Source organism: Haloactinopolyspora alba (genome assembly GCF_003014555.1).
Lineage (GTDB): Bacteria > Actinomycetota > Actinomycetes > Jiangellales > Jiangellaceae > Haloactinopolyspora > Haloactinopolyspora alba.
On record NZ_PYGE01000018.1, the window covers coordinates 1 to 16,978 of the forward strand.

The window sequence follows — 16,978 nt, forward strand, 5'->3', positions numbered from 1 at the left end:
AGTTTCTGATCCCTGACAAGACAGAAACCTAGAGCGAGAGCGGCGTGCAGCTCTATCAGACGCGCTCACCCACCCACGGAAACGTCACAAGAGCCCCTTGTACACAGCCCGGATGTTCGCCTCGAGTGCGGCGAAGTCGTACGGGTCCCCGCCGACGAGCACCAGGTCGGCGCGGTTGCCCGGTTCGACAGTGCCCAGCTCGTCCGCGACCCCGATCAACCGAGCGGCGGCGCTCGTCGCCGCCGCCAGCACCGCCGCCGGCTGCATTCCGGCCCGGCGCATGAGCTCCAGCTCACGTAGGTTCTGCCCGTGCGGGCCGACGCCGCTGTCGGTGCCCATGGCGATCGGCACGCCGGCGGCGACCGCCCGGCTGACCGACTCCTGGTGGATCTGCGCCACTTCCCGCGCCTTGGCGACGACGACCTCGGAGATCGCCGCGCCGGCGTCGGCGGCCTCGATCACCCAGTGCGGCGCGACCAGCGTGGGGACCAGGAACGTGCCCGCTTCCAGCATCATCTCGATGGCCTCGTCGTCGAGGTACATGCCGTGCTCGACGGAGCGGACGCCCGCTCGGACCGCGTTCTTGATGCCGGCTGCCCCCTGGGCGTGCGCCATCACGAAGATACCGGCCGCCGCTGCCTCCGCGGTGCACACGGCCAGCTCGTCCGGGCCGAACTGCGGGTGCCGGGGATCGTCGCGCGGCGAGACCACGCCGCCGGACGTGCAGATCTTGATCACGTCGGCCCCCGCGCGGATCAGCTGGCGCACCCGGCGGCGCATCTCGTCCGGCCCGTCGACGACCGGGTCGGGGCGGCCCGGATGCGGCACGAACAGCGGGACGTCGATGCCGCTGGGATGCCAGCCGTCGGTGTGGCCCCCGGTCTGCCCGAGGATGCTGACGGCCGTCCGCAGCCTCGGTCCCTCGACCAGGCCGTCCTCGACCGCCTTCTTCACGCCGAGGTCAGCGCCGCCGGCGTCACGTACCGTGGTGACACCCCGGTCGAGGGTGGCGGCGAGGTTCCCGATGGCCGCGTAGAAGGCGTACGAGAACGGCCGCTCCAGATGGGCCATCAGCTCGACGCCGGAGATCATCACGTGCACGTGGCAGTCGATGAGCCCCGGCAGGACCGTCATGCCGGTTGCGTCCACCGCGACGTCGCCGTCCAGACCGCTGCCCACGGCGACGATCCGGCCCTCCTGCACCGCGACGTCGGCCCGGCGGGGTGGCGCCCCGGTGCCGTCGAACACGTCGCCGCCGGTCACGACGAGCCGGCTCGCCGGGTCGTTCCTGGCGCTTCCCGCACCGCTGGCCGGCCCCGGTGTGGACGCGGTCATGCCCGCAGCACCTGCCCGGCCCGCTCCCCGGTGAAGCGGCCGTCGACGACGACGGGCCGGCCGCCGAGCAGAACCGCGTGGATGCCGTCCGGCCGGACGCCGGGCTCCGTGTAGGTGCCGCGGTGGCCGATCCGCTCGGGGTCGAACACGGTGACGTCGGCGTGGCAGCCGGGTAGGAGCACACCACGCCCGGCCAGCCCGAACTGGCGCGCGATCAGCGAGGTGGCCTTGCGTATCGCCTCTTCCCAGGTCAGCACCTTCTCGTCGCGGACGTAGCTGCCCAACAGCCGGGGAAAGCAACCGTAGGTGCGTGGATGCTGCAGGCCCAGCGGCGGGCCGTTGTCCGAGCCGACGCCCACCAGCGGGCTGCGCATGATCTCGCGGACGTCCGCCTCGGCCATCATCTCCAGGACGATCGCGGCCGTGGGGTCGGTGGCGAGCAGGTCGCACAGGGTGTCGAACGGGTCGCCGTCCCCGGCGACGTCGGCGAGCGCGCGACCCACCACGTTCTCGTCGGCGTGCGCGGTCACCAGGATCCGGGCCGGATGCGTGCTGGACCACATGCCGTCGCCCGGGTTCCCGCGTTCGGCGGCGGCGCGCAACGAGGCTCGCTGGGCCGGGTCGCGCAGCCGTGCCGTCATCGCCTCGCGCCCGCCGGCCGCGGCCGCGTTCGGCAGCAGCGCGAGCATGACGGTGCCGCCGGCCAGGTACGGGTACTGGTCGCCGACCACGTCCACCCCCGCCAGCCGGGCCTGCTCCATACGGTCCAGCAGCGCCCGCGCCTTGCCGTGCGCCGGGATGCCGGCGGCTTTGCAGTGCGAGATCTGCAGCCGGATGCCCCCGGCCCCGGCGATCGCCACCGCTTCGTCGACCGCGTCCTCGAGGAACCGGCCCTCGTCGCGCATGTGCGTGGCGTAGATGCGGCCGTGCACCCCGGCGACCTCGGCGATCTGCTCGAGTTCCGCCCGGTCCGCGAAACAGCCCGGCGGATAGATCAGCCCGGTGGAGAACCCGACCGCGCCCGCCTCGAACGCCTCCGCCGCGAGGGCCCGCATCCGTTCGACGGCGCCCGGGCGCAGCTCACCGTCCGCGCCGTTGGCGGTGAGCCGGAGCGTGTGGTGCCCGACCAGGTAGGCGATGTGATTGGTGGGCCCCAGCCGCTGCACCGTGTCGAGGAAGCCGGCGAACGACCCCGGGAGGACCTCCGCGCCACCGGCCAGCTCGTCGAACATGTCCCGCACGACCTGCGCCGACTCCTCGGTCAGCGGGGCGAAACCGAACCCGCAGTTGCCCGCGATCTCCGTGGTCACACCCTGGTGCAGCTTGAAGGGCTGCGGTCCGTCCATGCCCGGGACGAGATCGCTGTGCGCGTGCGCGTCCACGAACCCGGGGGCGACGTACAGCCCGTCGCAGTCGAACTCCCGCGCGCCGGCCGCGGTGACCCGGCCGATCTCGGCCACTCGCCCACCGTCCACCAGCACGTCCGCGACCCGCCCGGCAGAGCCGAGCCCGTCGAAGACCGTGCCGCCGCGCAGGACCGACCGCTCGCCCATGAAGCCGTTCCTCCCGTGTCGGCGACCACGTCACGACGTTCCGGTCACCGTAGCCGCCGACGGCACGGGGAACCTCGTCGACGCCACCACAGCGGCGTCGTCGGAATCGTCCGATCGGCCAACCGCCGGGCCGGACGCTCACGTCGGCCGCCGGGCTCGGCGGACTTTCACGTCCGCAAGTGCCCCAGCGCGCGGAAGGTGCTGCGCGCGAAGTCGCCGAGATCGACCGTGCCGAGCTCGTCGAGAGGAACCCAGGTCGCGGCGAGCGTTTCGTCGTGGTCCGGCGCCGGCCGCCCGGAAAGCACCCGGGCTTCGTAGACGATGCTGACGTAGGCCGCCTGGTCGCCGTTCGGATAGGTGATCCGGAACTCGGGGCCGCCGAGCGCGGCGACCAAGCGCGTCAGCTCGACCTCGACGCCCGCCTCCTCGCGCGCTTCCCGGACCGCGGCCGCAGCTGGCTCCTCGTCCACCTCTACCGAGCCGCCCACCGTCCCCCACCGCCCCGTGTCGGCCAGCCGGACCAGCAGAACCCGGCCGTCACGGTCGGTCGGCAGGACGGTCACCGACGGGAGCAGCACCAGCTCGTTTCCGACCGAGCGGCGCAGCTCACGCAGATATGGCGACATCGGCACGGCACATCACCTCGCAGCGCTTCACCGTAATCGACCAGAGCTGGCTTGTTGCCTGTGCGTCGCGGACGGAGCCCCTTCAGGGCAGTCCATCCGCGACGCACAGGCAACAAGGCTGGGCGCGGACCGACGGCGACGGATATGGCCTCAGCGGCTGGTGACGCCGTCCCGCCCGACGACCGTGACCATCTGGTCGACGTGATCGCCGTAGATCGCGTCGACGCGCATGTCGAGGAGTTGCTCGACGACGCCGGGCTTCTGTACGTCCCATGCGAACGCGTGCACACCTGCCCGGTGACACAGCGCGGCGTACACCTCCGACCAGTCCAGCCGGTGCAGGTTCAGCGCGTCGACGCGGTGTTCGGCGAGCGTGACGGCGCCCTGCCGGACCCCCTCGCCGATGCGGCTCACCCGGGTGGAGTGCACCAGGTGCACGACCTCGTCGGCCCGACGCCACGCGTCCAGCACGGCCAGGTCGTCATGGCACAACCACAGCCGCTCGACCGCGCCCGCAGCGCGTGCCGCCGAGACGATCGCGTCGAAGGCGGCCGGGTCCTTGACGTCGAGGGACAGCTCGAAAGCGGAGCCACACGACGCGTAGAGGTCATCGAGCGTCGGCACGTGAGCGGGCAGCGCCGAGCGGGGCATGTCCGCGAACCGCTGCCGGCGAGGCCATCGGCCCAGCACACCGTCGTGGTCGAGCACGACCCGGCCGTCCGAGGTCATCCAGGCGTCGCTCTCGAGCCCGGTCGCGCCCTGCGACAGCGCCAGCTCGAACGCCGGCAGCGTGTTCTCGGGCGCCCGGTCCATGGCGCCGCGGTGTGCGAAGACGATGGGCGGCACACGTAGCGCCGGCACCCGCTCGGACATCAGGTCCTCCTCCGGCCGCGTCGACGGATCGCTGCCCATTCTTGCCGATCATCGGCATTTCCCGTGCACATGACACGGAAAGTGCCGGTGATCAGCGCAGTGGTCGGGACATCTTGCCAGGTCAGTCACGCACTGCAAGAATGGATCTTGAGCCAGCCCGCTCATCCGGACACTCGACGCTGGCTGCGGCGGGCGCGAGTCGACTCGTCATGACTCGTGCTCCGGACGAAGCCATGCCTTTTGTCATATCAACAGTGACGAACCATCGCTATTACCGACATTCAGCTGAGACGGGGCATTCCGGAAATGACGGAATGCGTGTCACACTCCACAGATGCACATCCCGTTCACGCCGTCCGAGGGCAGCAGCCTCGGCGTGGAGTGGGAACTGCAGCTGGTCGACCCGCGCACCCGCGAACTGACGTCGGGCGCGGTCGAGATCCTCGAGGACATCCGGCCACCGGACGCCGACGAGCACCCGAAAGCCAAGCACGAGCTCCTGCAGTCCACCATCGAGGTCATCACCGGTGTGTGCGGCACCGTCGCCGAGGCGCACGCCGACCTCGCCGAGACGGTCCGGGTCGTGTCCCGCGCAGCAGAACACCAGGGGCTCGCGCTGATGTGTGCCGGCACTCACCCCATCAGCAACTGGGCCACCCAGGACATCAGCCCGAAACCGCGCTATCAGCAGCTCGTCGCGCATTTGCAGTGGCTGGCCCGGCGCCTGCAGATCTTCGGCGTCCACGTCCACGTCGGCGTGCGGTCGCCGGACAAGGCCATCCCGATCGTGAACGCGCTCACCGCGTACGTGCCGCATTTCCTGGCGCTGTCGGCGTCGTCGCCGTTCTGGGTCGGCCACGACACCGGGCTGGCCTCGTCACGCAGCAAGGTCTTCGAGTCGTTGCCGACAGCAGGGCTGCCGTACCAGCTCTCCGGGTGGGACCAGTTCGAGAGCTACATGGAGACACTGGTCTCGAGCCAGACCATCGAGTCCGTCCGCGAGGTCTGGTGGGACATCCGCCCGCACCCCGACTTCGGGACCGTCGAGCTGCGCATCTGCGACGGACTGCCCACGCTCGACGAGGTCGCGGTCATCGCCGCTCTGGCGCAGTGCCTGGTCCAGCGGCTCGACGACGACCTCGACCGCGGCCACACTCCCCAGTCATCGCACGACTGGGTCGTGCGCGAGAACAAGTGGCGCGCCGCCAGGTACGGCCTCGACGCCGAGATCATCATGGACGATCACGGCACCGTCGTGCCCGCTCGGCAAGCGTTGTTCGATTTGGCTGACGAACTCATGCCCGTTGCCCGTAGACTGTCGTGCGCTGACGAGCTCGCGGGTATCGACCGCATCCTCGCGATCGGCGCGAGCTACCAGCGTCAACGCGCGATAGCAGAGGCGAGCGGCGGTGATTTGACCAAGGTCGTCGACAGCCTCTTGGAGGAGATGGCAACGGGGTTGACGGCGTGACCGACACCTGGCTCTCGAGCTGGCTGACCATTCACCACGACGAACTCGTCGCGATGCGGCGGCAGCTGCACACCCATCCCGAGCTCGGCTTCGCCGAGCATCGGACGACCGAACTCATCGTCGAGCGGCTCACGGCCGCCGGCCTGCACCCCCGGGTGCTGCCGCGCGGCACCGGCGTGGCCGTCGACATCGGCTCCGGCCCACGCACCGTCGGCCTGCGCGCCGACATCGACGCGCTCCCCCTGGCCGACGTCAAGGACGTGCCGTACCGCTCGGGCATCGACGGGGTCTGCCATGCCTGCGGGCACGACGCGCACACCGCCATGGCCGTTGGCGCGGCGCTCGCACTCGCGGACGTGCCGCAGCTCCCGGGCCGGGTGCGGGTGATCTTCCAGCCGGCCGAAGAGATCATGGGCGGTGCGCGCGAGGTCGTCGCCGCAGGTGAGCTCGACGACGTCGAGCGGATCTTCGCCCTGCACTGCGACCCGCGGCTGCCCGTCGGCCAGCTCGGGCTGCGTCCCGGTCCGATCACGGCCGCGTGCGACCTGGTCGAGGTGCACATCAGCGGCCCGGGAGGGCACACCGCGCGCCCGCAGCTGACCGTCGACGTGGTGGACACACTGGCGCGCATCGCCGCCGACACTCCCGCCCTGCTCGCCCGCCAGATCGACATCCGCTCCGGGCTGTCGCTGGTGTGGGGGGCCATCCAGGCGGGCTCGCCGCCCAACGCCATCCCGTCCGAGGGCGTCCTGCGCGGCACGGTGCGCGTCCTCGACCACGCGGCGTGGGCCGACGCCGAGAAACACGTCCGCACCATCGTCTCCGACATCGCCGCACAGGCCGGCGCCGGCGTCGAGGTCCACTACGAACGCGGCGTGCCGCCGGTGGTCAACGACGACTCCAGCGTGGCGCTGATGCACACCGGCATCAGCGCGGAACTCGGCGAACGCGCCATCACCGGCACGCAGACCAGCATGGGCGGCGAGGACTTCGCCTGGTACGGCGAGCGCGTCCCGCTGGCGATGGCCCGCCTCGGTGTGCACGGCAACACTCTGGGCACCATGCGCGACCTGCACCAGGGCAACTTCGATCTGGACGAGCAGGCGCTGGGGCACGGCGTCCGGGCTCTGGTGGGAACCGCTCTGGCGGCTCTGGGGCCGGGCGTCACCCCGGCCTGAGCACGTCCCGCCCGGCGGCACCGCCCGAGTACGGTGTCCCGGATACGGTGCACGGTATGGAAGCAGTCGTGTTCGACCTCGACGGGGTGCTGGTGGACTCCGAGCGCGCCTGGGACGAGATCCGCCGTGCGGTCGTCGCCGAGCACGGCGGCACCTGGACCGCGGAGGCGACCCGCGCGATGCAGGGCATGAGCACGCCGGAATGGGCTGCCTACCTGGTGGAGACGCTCGGCGCCCGGCTCAGCGCCGAACGCGCCGCGCAGCTGGTGGTCGGCGAGATGGCGCGCCGGTACGCCGAACAACCACCGCTGCTGCCCGGCGCGGCCGAGACGGTGCGCGCCGTTCTCGATCGCGCGCCGGTCGGCATCGCGAGCTCGTCGCCGCCGGAACTGATCCGGGCGTTCCTCGAGTACACCGACCTGGCCGCACGGGTGCGCGTCGCCGTCTCCAGCGAGCAGGTCAGCGCCGGCAAACCCGAGCCGGACGTCTACCTCGAGGCGGCGCGCCAGCTCGGTGTCGACGCGAGCGCCGCCGCGGCCGTCGAGGACTCCACGAACGGGCTGCGCGCCGCGCTGGCGGCCGGGATGACCGTGTACGCGACACCGAACCCGCATTTCCCGCCCGATCCGGGCGTGCTGGCGTCGGTGGCCGCGGTGCTCAGCGACGTGCGGGAGCTACCGGCCGCCCTCGACGCGGCGGCGTGAGCCCGCGCCCCTGGAGCACGAGCGCCGCACCGACGAACGGCACGAGGACGGCCGCGGCGGCGCCGATCCAGGACACCGCCGTGGCCAACGGGTGCCACAGCGTCAGGAGGCCGACCGCGACCGCCGGGCCTCCGGCGCCCAGATAGAACGCGAGGTACAACGCGGAACTGATCGCCGCCCGCTGGTTCTGCGGCCCGGCGGCGTCGACGGTGGCCGTCGCTCCGCCGAAGGCCAGCCCGTGCCCGACGCCGGCGGCCACCGCCGCGAGCAGGGTCACCGACAGCGAACCACCGCCGGTCAGCGCCAGGGCGCCGAGACCGACCCCGACGGCGCCGAGACCCGCGAGTTGCGCGAGTTCTGGACCGAACCGGCCCACGAGCGGCTGCGACGCCACCGAACAGGCGAGCACCGCACCCACGATGGCACCGACGACCGCCAGGTTGTCGATCCCGGCGGTCCCGCCGAGCACGGCTGGTACGACCGCCAGGAACAGGCCGGCCGCTGTCCAGGCGAGAAAACCCGCCGCGGCGGCGGTGCCGAACCGCAGCCGCCAGCCGGCCGGTATGCGCGGCCGGCTGGGACGCAACCTGCCCGGGATCGGTCCGGGAGCGGCCAGCGCGGACACCCGACGCCACCCGTACCCGAGCAGGGCCAGGTGCATCAGGTACGGCAGCACCTGCGGCGCGGGAGCGTACTGGGCGAGCACGCCGGCAGCGATCGGGCCCGCGGCGGTGCCGGCCACGAACGCCGTGCTGGCCGTCGTCGACGCCCGGGCGCGGCTTCCGGTGGAAGCGTGCGCGGTGATCAGCGCGGCCGCTGCTCCTGTGGCCGCGCCGAGCGCGAGTCCCTGTGCGGCGCGCCCGGCCAGCAGCCACTCCGGACCGCTCGCGAGCGCGAAGCACGACGACGCGAGGGCGGACACGGCCACGCTGATGCGCAGCACCGCGCGCGGGCCGGCCGTATCCGCCGCCGGTCCGAACAGCAGCAGGGAGGGCGCACTGACGAGCGCGAACGTCGCGTAGATCAGTGTCATCGTCAGGTCGCCGAACCCGAACGCGTGCTGATAGCCCGCGTACAGCGGGCTGGGCAGATACGCCCCGGCCGTGAGGACGACCAGCAGGTACACCGCCGTGCTGGTCTCACGCGTCCGAGCGGGCGCCGTGCGCTCGGACGCGGCGCCGGAGGCGCCACCACAACCCTCGTCGAAAGTTCCCTTGAACAGCAGCACACTGCCAGCGTGCGCGCCACGACTGCTGTGGAAAAGCAAACGTTATTGGACATGACTGTGCAACAATGTTGCATGATCGATCCGAAGCTGCGGGTGCTGCAGATGGTCGCCCACCACGGCACCGTCACCGCCGCGGCGGCGGCCCTGCACTACACGCCCTCCGCGGTGTCGCACCAGCTGCGTCAGCTGGCCGCCGAGCTCGGCGTGGAGCTGGTGACCCAGTCCGGCCGCGGCGTCCGGCTGACCGCCGCGGCGGCCACGCTCCTGCGTCACGCCGACGTCCTGTACGCCCAGGCCGAGCGTGCCCGAGCCGAGCTCGCCGCCGCCGCGGACGAACCCGGCGGCTCGTTCACCCTGTGCGGCTTCTCCACCGCCGCCACCCACCTGCTGCCCCCGGCCGCGGCGACGCTGCGCGAACACCACCCCCAGCTCGCGGTGCGGGTCATCGAAGCCGAACCCGCCCGCTGCTTCGACCTGCTGCTGGCCGGCGACGCCGACCTGGCCCTGGTGATCGCCACCGCCGACACCCCGCCGACGTCGGACGCCCGCTTCGACCAGCAGCCGCTGCTGGACGACCCGCTCGACCTGGTCGTGCCCAGCCACCATCAGCTGGCCACCCGTCGGACGGTGACGCTCGCTGACGCCGCCGACGAGCCGTGGATCCTGGGCCGTCCCGGCGGCACCTACCACCACCTGGTGCTCACCGCCTGCATGGCCGCCGGGTTCACCCCGAACATCGAGCACTACGCGGACGAGTGGGACACCGGCACCGCCCTGGTCGCCCACGGCTTCGGCATCATCCTCGTGCCACGGCTCGCACGACTGCCCGAGGACTGGCCCGTCGCACGTGTCCGGCTACGCGGCGAGCCCGCCCCGACGCGCCGGATCCTCGCCGCCACCCGCCGCGGCAGCCGCGAGCACCCCGTCGTCACGACAGCCCTCGCGAGCATCACCACGACCGCCACCGCCCTGCACCCCGCGCCCCGACCGTCCGAGGAGCCCGGCGAGCAGGCGGAACAAGGCTCCTCGACCTGAACCGTGGGTGGCTGAACGGTGTGGAGACGGCGTCGCTGGGGCGAAACGGTGCGAGTTCGGTGTCGCCCTGGCGACACCGTGAACACACCGTGCCGCTCAGATCAGGACCTCGGTCACCGGCAGCGACGAGTCGGAGCCGAACTCGAACCGGCTCGGGGGCAGCCCGCGCTCGACCACTGCCGCGCCGAGCGCCGCGATCATCGCACCGTTGTCGGTGCACAGCGAGAACCGCGGCTGGCGCAGTTCGATGCCGGCGGCCTCGCAGCGCTGCTGCGTCAGCTCACGCAGCCGCGCGTTCGCCGCGACGCCGCCGGCCAGCACCATGGTCGAGATACCGCGCTCCTGGCACGCGAGCACCGCCTTCGCCGTCAGCACGTCGGCCACCGCTTCCTGGAATCCCGCGGCGACGTCGCCCACCGGCACCGGATCGCCGGCGCGTTCGGCGGTCTCGACCCACCGGGCCACCGCCGTCTTCAGGCCGGAGAACGAGAAGTCGTAACGGTGCCGCGCCATGTCGCGCTGGCCGGTCAGCCCTCGCGGGAACCTGATGGCCGACGGGTCGCCGTCGGCCGCCGCGCGCTGGATGTGCGGCCCGCCCGGATACTTCAGCCCGATCAGCCGCGCGACCTTGTCGAACGCCTCCCCCGCGGCGTCGTCGATGGTCTGGCCGAGCAGTTCCGCGGCCGTGGCGACGTCGTCGACCTGCAGGATCTCGGTGTGCCCGCCGGAGACGAGCAGCGCGACCACCGGCTCGGTCAGCGGGCCGTTCTCGAGCTGCTCGGCGGCGACGTGACCGACCAGGTGGTTGACGCCGTACAGCGGCTTGTCCAGCGCCACGGCCAGCGCCTTCGCGGCGGAGACGCCGACCATCAGCGCACCGGCGAGGCCGGGACCAGCCGTCACCGCGACCGCGTCGACGTCGTCGAGACCGACCTGCGCCTCGTCGAGCGCACGGTGCAGCGTGGGCACCACGGCTTCGAGGTGCGCGCGGCTGGCGACTTCGGGCACGACGCCGCCGAAGCGGACGTGCTCGTCCACGGAGCTGGCGACGGCGTTGGCGAGCAGGGTGGTGCCTCGCACGAGGCCGACGCCGGTCTCGTCGCAGGAGGTCTCGATGCCGAGGATCAACGGAGCGGTCACGCAGACGATTATCGCTCCTGTGCCGCCTGGTCCGCTGCCTGGTCCGCCGCCCGCCGTCGCACCCGCCGGCGCATGACGATGCCGTCGCGGCCTCCCTGGTAATAGTTCCGACGCACCGCGATCCGCTCGAACCCGTGGCGGGCGTAGAAGGCCTTCGCGGGCTCGTTGTCCGTCCGGACGTCCAGCAGCAGGTCGCCGGCGCCGCGCCGGGCCGCCTCGGCGACCAGCGCGTTCATCAGCTCGCTACCGTAGCCGCGGCGTTGGCACTCCGGCGCCACGGCGATGGTCTGCACGTCGGCCGGCTCCCCCGGGATCGACGGCGCCAGCAGCCCCGCGTACGCCACGGGCACGCCGTGCTCCTCCGCGACGACGTACCACCGTGACTCGGGCACGCCGGCCAGCTCCGACCAGAACGACTCGGCGCTCCACGGCGAGTCACCGGCGAACAGCCGATCCTCCAGCGGGAGTATCGCTTCGATGTCCCACCAGCGCATCGGCCGTAGTCGAGATGACACCTATGCCAACACGCTCTTCCGGGCCGACGGCAGGGCAGCGTCCGGTCGCCGCAGGTACAGCGGGTCCGGCGCGACGACGTCGAGCGTACCGTCGGCGACACCGGCCGCCAGCTCGGCCGCGGACGGGTACTCCGGCGTGATCAGCCGGGCGAAGACGTCGGCGTAGCGGGTGCCGCCCAGCCCGGCGACCGGCAGGTCCCCGTGCTCGGCGACCACGTCGGCCGCGGCGCCGACGTCCGGCCCCGCGGTCCGCGCGCCGGACGCGTCGTATCCGGCCCAGTACACCTCGCGCCGGCGGGCATCGGTGGCCACCAGGAACGGCGAGCCGGCGTAGTGCCGCGCGCTGCGGGCGATGATGTCGAGGCTGCACACGCCGCGGACCGGCAGTCCCAGGACGTCGCCCAGCATCCGCGCCGCCGCGAGGCCGACCCGCAGGCCGGTGAACGGTCCGGGGCCCACCCCGACAGCGATCTCGGTGAGGTCCGTACGAGCGGCGCCGGCATCGCTCAGCGCGGCCGTCACCTGCGGCATCAGCAGTTCGGTGTGCCGCCGCGGGTCGACGGTCGTGGACTCGGCCTGCACCCGTTTGCCGTCGTGCACGGCGACGGTGACGGCGGGGGTCGCGGTGTCGAGAGCGAGCAACAGCACGTGCCTACCTTATGTCAACCCTCCTGCGCACACGCGTCACCCCGGCCGAAGGCGTGTCCGCCGCTGATACGATGGACGGCGACGGTACGACACGACGCAGAGGACGGTGATCATCACGATGGCCGCCGAACCGCTGCCTGCTCCCCTGGCCGAACCGCTGCCCAGCTGGGTGATCCCGCCGCACGACGGGTTCACCGCTGAAGACTTCTTCGACCTGCGCGGCCTGCCGGCGCACACCGAGCTGATCGACGGGAGCCTCGTCTTCATGAGCCCGCAGCGGATGTGGCACAGCTGGGTCGTCAACCTGTTCCAGTCCGAACTGGACCGGCAGGCTCCGGATCGTCTCCGTGCCGCGCGTGAGATGGCCGTCAAGCTCGGTCTCCACCAGGTGCCTGAACCCGACGTCGTGGTCGTGACGGCCGAAGCTCACGATCGGGACCCGCTGGCCACCCATTTCGGATCGGACGATGTCGTGATGGTCGTCGAAGCCGTTTCGCCGGACTCGTTGGAACGTGACCGCGACACCAAGCCTCGCAAGTACGGCGCGGCCGGCATCACTCACTTCTGGCGGGTCGAGAACGAGGACGACCGGGCCGTCGTCTACACCTACCAGCTCGATCCGGCCAGCGGTGTGTACGCCGTGACCGGCATCCACCACGACCGGCTCAAGACGACCGTCCCGTTCGACCTGGACATCGACCTCACCGCGGTCGGAACAAAGCCGCAGTGACCAACCCGCCATAGGCGGTCTCACCGACAACAGCACGGGACCGCTGCTGGTCTCCTATCCGCCGTCGCCGGGGTGCAGCGGCTGACGACCTTGGCGCACGTGGTCGACGACGTGCCAGGCCACGAGCGCAACGGCGACGATCCAGAGGACGGCCAAGATGATCAACTGGGGAACGCCGACGTTCCCGAGCAGGATCGCCACCAGCGGCAAGACGAGAAGCAGTACCGCGATGCCCAGGCGGTACTCTTTGATCTTTTTCATGATGCTCCATCCGTTCGACGGTCGACGCCAGGTCCGGCGACGGGGGATCAGGTCGGCGCGGTCCAGTCCGGATCGTTCTGTCGCCGGTGCCGCCGAGACGGCCACCCGCGCGGAAGCCGTGCCGTGCTCAGCCGTCCACGACGATGCCGAGGCCGCCGAGGATCGACGCGGCCTGCTCGGCCGAGATGGTCAGCTCCCGAGAGCAGGTGGGCCTCCTCGATCGGGATGTCGCCGAGGTCGGCGCCGCGCAAATCCGCACCGTCCAGTTCGGCCGCACGAAGGACGGCGCCGCGCAGCCGCGACCGGGTCCACACCGTCTCGCGCAGGTCGGCGCCGGACAGCACGGCGTCGTCCATCCGCAGGCCGTCGAGCTCCTGTCCGCGCAGGCTGATGCCGGGCAGCGCCGCCAGCATCATGTTGCACCCGCGGAACGTCGCACCGAGCCCGCGGGCCTCGTCGAACCGCGCGCCCACGAGGCGGCTGCCACGGAACGCCGCGCCGGCGATCATGGCGCCCTTCCACACCGTGTTCGCCAGGTCGACGCCGTCGAACGTGGCGTCGGTGACGTCCGCGCGGGAGAGCACCGCGTTGGCGGCCGACCCTCCGGTCCACGCGGTCTCGTCCAGCTCGGCCCGGGTCAGTGTGGCGGAGTCGAGCGTGCACGTGTCGAAGGTCGCCCCGCGCAGCGCCGCCTTGGACAGGTTGGCTTCGGTGAAGTCGCAGCGCCGGAACACCGGCGGGACCTTGGCCGCCGACGCGAACCTGTCGCGCAGGTCCTGGCCGGTGAAGTCGGTGTCGACGTTCTCGGCGCCGGCATCGTGCGCCCCTGCCGGCGTGTTCGCGGACCGGTCGCCGGTCACGACGTCAGCACCAGCTGACGCAACCGGAGCTCGTCCCACCGGGGCCCGACCCCGGTGAGCCGGACGTGCCGCGTCTCGTTGTCGTCGCCTCCACGACCGCGGTCGATGTGCACCTCGAGACGATCTCCGGCGAGTCCTTCGGCCACGCCCTCGCCCCACTCGATCAGGGTCACGGCTTCGTCGAGCGTGGCTTCGAGGTCGATGTCCTCGAGCTCGTCCCACCCGCCGAGCCGGTAGGCGTCGACGTGCACCATCGGCGGTCCCTCGACCAGCGACGGGTGCACGCGCGCCAGCACGAACGTCGGCGAGGTGATCGGGCCGCGCACCCCGAGCCCGTCGCCGACGCCCTGGGCCAGCGTGGTCTTCCCCGCGCCGAGGTCGCCGCCGAGCAGGACGACGTCACCGGCCGCGAGCTCGTCGGCGAGCCGGTGGCCCAGCTGCGTCATGTCGTCGGCGGCGGGCACGTCGATCTCGATCACACCTGCTCCTTCCCGCGCGGGCGGGGTCGGTTGTTCAGCGACGCCACCCGGGTGCTGGAGCGCCGTGCCCTCGTCCGGCCGGAGCGAACCCGTTGCAGCAACTCCGCGATGCCTTCGGTGACCAGCTCGTGGCGCTCCAGCACCACCATGTGCCCCGCGTCGGTGGCTTCGACGTACTCGACGTCCGACAGCTGCTCGGCAATGGCCCGTCCGTGCTCGACCGGCGTCATCAGATCGTGCTCGGCGCCGACGACGAAGGCGGGCACCCCGGCCAGCACCGGCAGCGCGGCGGACGCGTCGAGCGCGCCGAACAGCGGGAAGAACTCCGCGACGACGTCGATGGGGACAGCGGCGTTCATCAGCGCGGTGAACTCCACCAGCCGCGGCGAGCCGCCCTCGGCGAACGCGTAGCGCCGGGTCAGGACGTATCCGAGGTCGCTGCCCATGCGCCGGCCGCGCTCGACCAGCTCGGGCCGCCGGGAGAGCACCGACAACGCCCCCGGGGCGGCACGCCCGGCGACCTTGCCGAGGTAGCCCGGCAGGCCGAAGCCGCTCACGTCCAGCTTGCGGGCGCTGGTGGCGGCCAGCGCGACCCCAGCGACGCGTCCCTCGAACAGCTCCGGCCGGTCCGCGGCGAGCTCGAGCAGCGTCATGCCGCCCATCGAGTGCCCCACCAGGACCACCGGACCGTGCGGCGCGACCGCGTCGACGACGTGGCCGAGGTCGGCGCCGAGACGCGCGAGGGACAGCTCGCCGCCTTCGGGCAGCGCTCCGGAGCGCCCGTGCCCGCGCTGGTCCCAGAACACCAGGCGCGCGCGCCCGCGCAGGTCCCGGCGCTGGAAGTGCCAGGAGTCCTGGGTGAGCGCGAACCCGTGCGAGAACACCACGGTGACGTCCGGTCCGGCGTCGGCGTCCGGCTCGTCGACCTCGACGTGCAGGTCGACACCGTCGTCGGTGCGCACCGTCCGGGACTCGCCGCGCAACGACCCGAACGGCTCGTCAGCGTACGGGTCGTCGCCCTTGAGCGAGCGCCCCATGGTGTAGCGCTCGGCCGCGAACCCGACGGCGGCGCCGGCGGAGGCGACGCCGAGCCAGGTGCCGACCGTGCCGGCCGCGCGCGCGGCCTTGACCAGCCGGCTCACGGCTCGTCCTCCGTGCCGACGTAGGTCCGTGGCAGCCGTGGCGCGAACCGGGTGACGATCTCGTACGAGAGCGTGCCGCACGCCTCGGCCCATTGCTGGGCGCTCGGCTCGCCGTCGCCGCCCCCGAACAGCACGACCTCGTCGCCGGCGTGGACGTCGTCGTCGCGCAGGTCGAGGACGAACTGGTCCATGCACACCCGGCCGGCGACCCGGCGGGTGACGCCGTCGACCAGCACCGGCGCGCCCGGGCCGACACCGTCGCCGCTGGAGGCGTGCCTCGGGACGCCGTCGCCGTAGCCCAGCGGCACCAGTCCGAGGGTGCTCTCGCGGTCGGTGGCGTAGAGGTGCCCGTACGACACGCCGTGCCCGGCCGGGACACGCTTGACCAGCGCCAGCCTCGCCCGCACCGACATCGCCGGGCGCAGGCCCACGTCGGCCGGTCGCACCTGACCGGGCATCGGTGACAGGCCGTAGACGGCCAGGCCGGGACGGACCAGGTCGTAGTGGCTGGACGGGAGCGCGAGCGTGGCCGCCGAGTTGGCGACGTGCCGCACTTCGGGACGGACACCGCGCGTCTCGGCCCAGGCGAGCGCCTCGCCGAACGCCTCGAGCTGTTCGGTGTTGACGGAGTGGCCAGGGTCGTCGGCGACCGCGAAATGCGACCACAGCCCCACGACCCGCAGCGTCCCCTCGGCCTGTTCCCGAAGCGCGGCGTCCACGAGTGCGGGCCAGTCGGCGCGCGGGGCGCCCGAGCGGCCAAGCCCGGAGTCGACCTTCAGATGCACCCGCGCCGTCCGGCCCGTCTCGCGTGCCGCCGCGGCGATCTCGGCGACCGTCCACGGCGCCGAGGCCGCGACGTCGACGTCGGCGCCAACGGCGTCGGAGAACCGCTCGCCGGGCGCGGTGAGCCACGCCAGCAGCCGGCCGCCCACACCGGCGGCACGCAGCGCCAGCGCCTCGGCGAGGACCGCGGTGCCCAGCCACGTCGCCCCGCCGGACCGAGCCGCGCGTGCCGCCGGCACGAGCCCGTGCCCGTACGCGTCCGCCTTGACCACGGCCATCACTTCGGCCCGGCCGGCCCGTGCCTTCAGTTCGGCGACGTTGTCGCGGATGGCGGCCAGGTCGACCCGCACCTCGGCGTGCGGCACCGGCGCCCGGCCGTACTCGTCGGTCACCACGGCGTCGATTCTGGCAGCAGCA

18 protein-coding genes are annotated in these 16,978 nt (G+C 72.4%); 5 read left to right on the top strand and 13 right to left on the bottom strand.

Translation table 11 applies throughout. From position 1 onward, the window contains the following. Window positions 1-84 precede the first annotated feature (84 nt). The 4 genes from CLV30_RS19915 to CLV30_RS19930 all read right to left on the bottom strand — a co-directional run bounded on the left by CLV30_RS19915 (window position 85) and on the right by CLV30_RS19930 (window position 4,426). Entirely contained in the window at window positions 85-1,335 is a 1,251-nt protein-coding gene (locus tag CLV30_RS19915) for a metal-dependent hydrolase family protein (RefSeq protein WP_106538997.1), read from the bottom strand. Further along, window positions 1,332-2,888 (bottom strand): N-acyl-D-amino-acid deacylase family protein, encoded by a 1,557-nt coding sequence (locus tag CLV30_RS19920; RefSeq protein ID WP_106538998.1) that lies wholly within the window; start codon window positions 2,886-2,888, stop codon window positions 1,332-1,334. The genes CLV30_RS19915 and CLV30_RS19920 overlap by 4 nt, the downstream gene beginning before the upstream one ends. 167 nt (window positions 2,889-3,055) lie before the next feature. Continuing rightward, the gene (locus CLV30_RS19925) at window positions 3,056-3,514 is read right to left on the bottom strand and encodes an NUDIX domain-containing protein (protein WP_240723385.1); all 459 of its coding nucleotides are present in this window, start codon (window positions 3,512-3,514) and stop codon (window positions 3,056-3,058) included. A 150-nt stretch (window positions 3,515-3,664) separates the two neighbouring features. Then, window positions 3,665-4,426 (bottom strand): glycerophosphodiester phosphodiesterase, encoded by a 762-nt coding sequence (locus CLV30_RS19930; RefSeq protein ID WP_106539000.1) that lies wholly within the window; start codon window positions 4,424-4,426, stop codon window positions 3,665-3,667. Between the two features lie 295 nt (window positions 4,427-4,721). Between CLV30_RS19930 and CLV30_RS19935 the strand changes: the two genes are divergently transcribed. The 3 genes from CLV30_RS19935 to CLV30_RS19945 are packed head-to-tail and all read left to right on the top strand — an operon-like array spanning window position 4,722 to window position 7,740. Continuing rightward, the gene (locus tag CLV30_RS19935; protein ID WP_106539001.1) at window positions 4,722-5,858 is read left to right on the top strand and encodes a glutamate--cysteine ligase; all 1,137 of its coding nucleotides are present in this window, start codon (window positions 4,722-4,724) and stop codon (window positions 5,856-5,858) included. Further along, entirely contained in the window at window positions 5,855-7,036 is a 1,182-nt protein-coding gene (locus tag CLV30_RS19940; RefSeq protein WP_240723380.1) for an amidohydrolase, read from the top strand. The genes CLV30_RS19935 and CLV30_RS19940 overlap by 4 nt, the downstream gene beginning before the upstream one ends. Before the next feature lie 56 nt (window positions 7,037-7,092). Continuing rightward, a complete protein-coding gene (locus tag CLV30_RS19945) occupies window positions 7,093-7,740 on the top strand; it encodes an HAD family hydrolase (protein WP_106539002.1) in 648 nt (215 codons plus the stop codon). On the opposite strand, the gene CLV30_RS19950 is transcribed toward CLV30_RS19945, so the two are convergent. Continuing rightward, the gene (locus CLV30_RS19950; RefSeq protein WP_205741085.1) at window positions 7,694-8,968 is read right to left on the bottom strand and encodes an MFS transporter; all 1,275 of its coding nucleotides are present in this window, start codon (window positions 8,966-8,968) and stop codon (window positions 7,694-7,696) included. The genes CLV30_RS19945 and CLV30_RS19950 overlap by 47 nt on opposite strands. A gap of 72 nt (window positions 8,969-9,040) precedes the next feature. Between CLV30_RS19950 and CLV30_RS19955 the strand changes: the two genes are divergently transcribed. After that, window positions 9,041-10,003, top strand: coding sequence for a LysR family transcriptional regulator (locus CLV30_RS19955; RefSeq protein WP_106539003.1), 963 nt, complete (start codon window positions 9,041-9,043; stop codon window positions 10,001-10,003). Window positions 10,004-10,099: 96 nt separating this feature from the next. Here CLV30_RS19955 and tsaD read toward each other — a convergent pair whose 3' ends face one another. Genes tsaD through tsaB form a run of 3 tightly spaced genes read right to left on the bottom strand, consistent with a single transcriptional unit; the run spans window position 10,100 to window position 12,306 of the window. Next, complete coding sequence (tsaD, locus tag CLV30_RS19960; RefSeq protein ID WP_106539004.1) at window positions 10,100-11,143, bottom strand: tRNA (adenosine(37)-N6)-threonylcarbamoyltransferase complex transferase subunit TsaD; 1,044 nt, start codon at window positions 11,141-11,143, stop codon at window positions 10,100-10,102. Between the two features lie 8 nt (window positions 11,144-11,151). Further along, window positions 11,152-11,637 (bottom strand): ribosomal protein S18-alanine N-acetyltransferase, encoded by a 486-nt coding sequence (rimI, locus tag CLV30_RS19965; protein WP_106539005.1) that lies wholly within the window; start codon window positions 11,635-11,637, stop codon window positions 11,152-11,154. Window positions 11,638-11,658: 21 nt separating this feature from the next. Then, window positions 11,659-12,306: a tRNA (adenosine(37)-N6)-threonylcarbamoyltransferase complex dimerization subunit type 1 TsaB gene (gene tsaB, locus CLV30_RS19970; RefSeq protein ID WP_106539006.1), complete on the bottom strand. Its 648-nt coding sequence runs from the start codon at window positions 12,304-12,306 to the stop codon at window positions 11,659-11,661. 118 nt (window positions 12,307-12,424) lie between these two features. On the opposite strand from tsaB, the gene CLV30_RS19975 reads away from it, so the two are divergent. Continuing rightward, window positions 12,425-13,036, top strand: a complete 612-nt coding sequence (locus CLV30_RS19975; protein WP_106539093.1) for a Uma2 family endonuclease — start codon at window positions 12,425-12,427, stop codon at window positions 13,034-13,036. A 54-nt stretch (window positions 13,037-13,090) separates the two neighbouring features. On the opposite strand, the gene CLV30_RS19980 is transcribed toward CLV30_RS19975, so the two are convergent. From CLV30_RS19980 to alr, 5 genes are read right to left on the bottom strand one after another with little or no spacing between them, the layout of a single operon-like run. Next, window positions 13,091-13,297, bottom strand: a complete 207-nt coding sequence (locus tag CLV30_RS19980; protein ID WP_129711111.1) for a hypothetical protein — start codon at window positions 13,295-13,297, stop codon at window positions 13,091-13,093. Window positions 13,298-13,344: 47 nt separating this feature from the next. Continuing rightward, window positions 13,345-14,157, bottom strand: a complete 813-nt coding sequence (locus tag CLV30_RS19985; RefSeq protein WP_205741084.1) for a pentapeptide repeat-containing protein — start codon at window positions 14,155-14,157, stop codon at window positions 13,345-13,347. After that, window positions 14,154-14,633, bottom strand: a complete 480-nt coding sequence (gene tsaE / locus CLV30_RS19990; protein ID WP_420842018.1) for a tRNA (adenosine(37)-N6)-threonylcarbamoyltransferase complex ATPase subunit type 1 TsaE — start codon at window positions 14,631-14,633, stop codon at window positions 14,154-14,156. The genes CLV30_RS19985 and tsaE overlap by 4 nt, the downstream gene beginning before the upstream one ends. Then, window positions 14,633-15,778, bottom strand: a complete 1,146-nt coding sequence (locus tag CLV30_RS19995) for an alpha/beta fold hydrolase (protein WP_165358746.1) — start codon at window positions 15,776-15,778, stop codon at window positions 14,633-14,635. Before CLV30_RS19995 ends, tsaE begins: the two co-directional genes overlap by 1 nt. Next, a complete protein-coding gene (alr, locus tag CLV30_RS20000; protein ID WP_240723378.1) occupies window positions 15,775-16,956 on the bottom strand; it encodes an alanine racemase in 1,182 nt (393 codons plus the stop codon). The genes CLV30_RS19995 and alr overlap by 4 nt, the downstream gene beginning before the upstream one ends. Window positions 16,957-16,978: the final 22 nt, after the last annotated feature.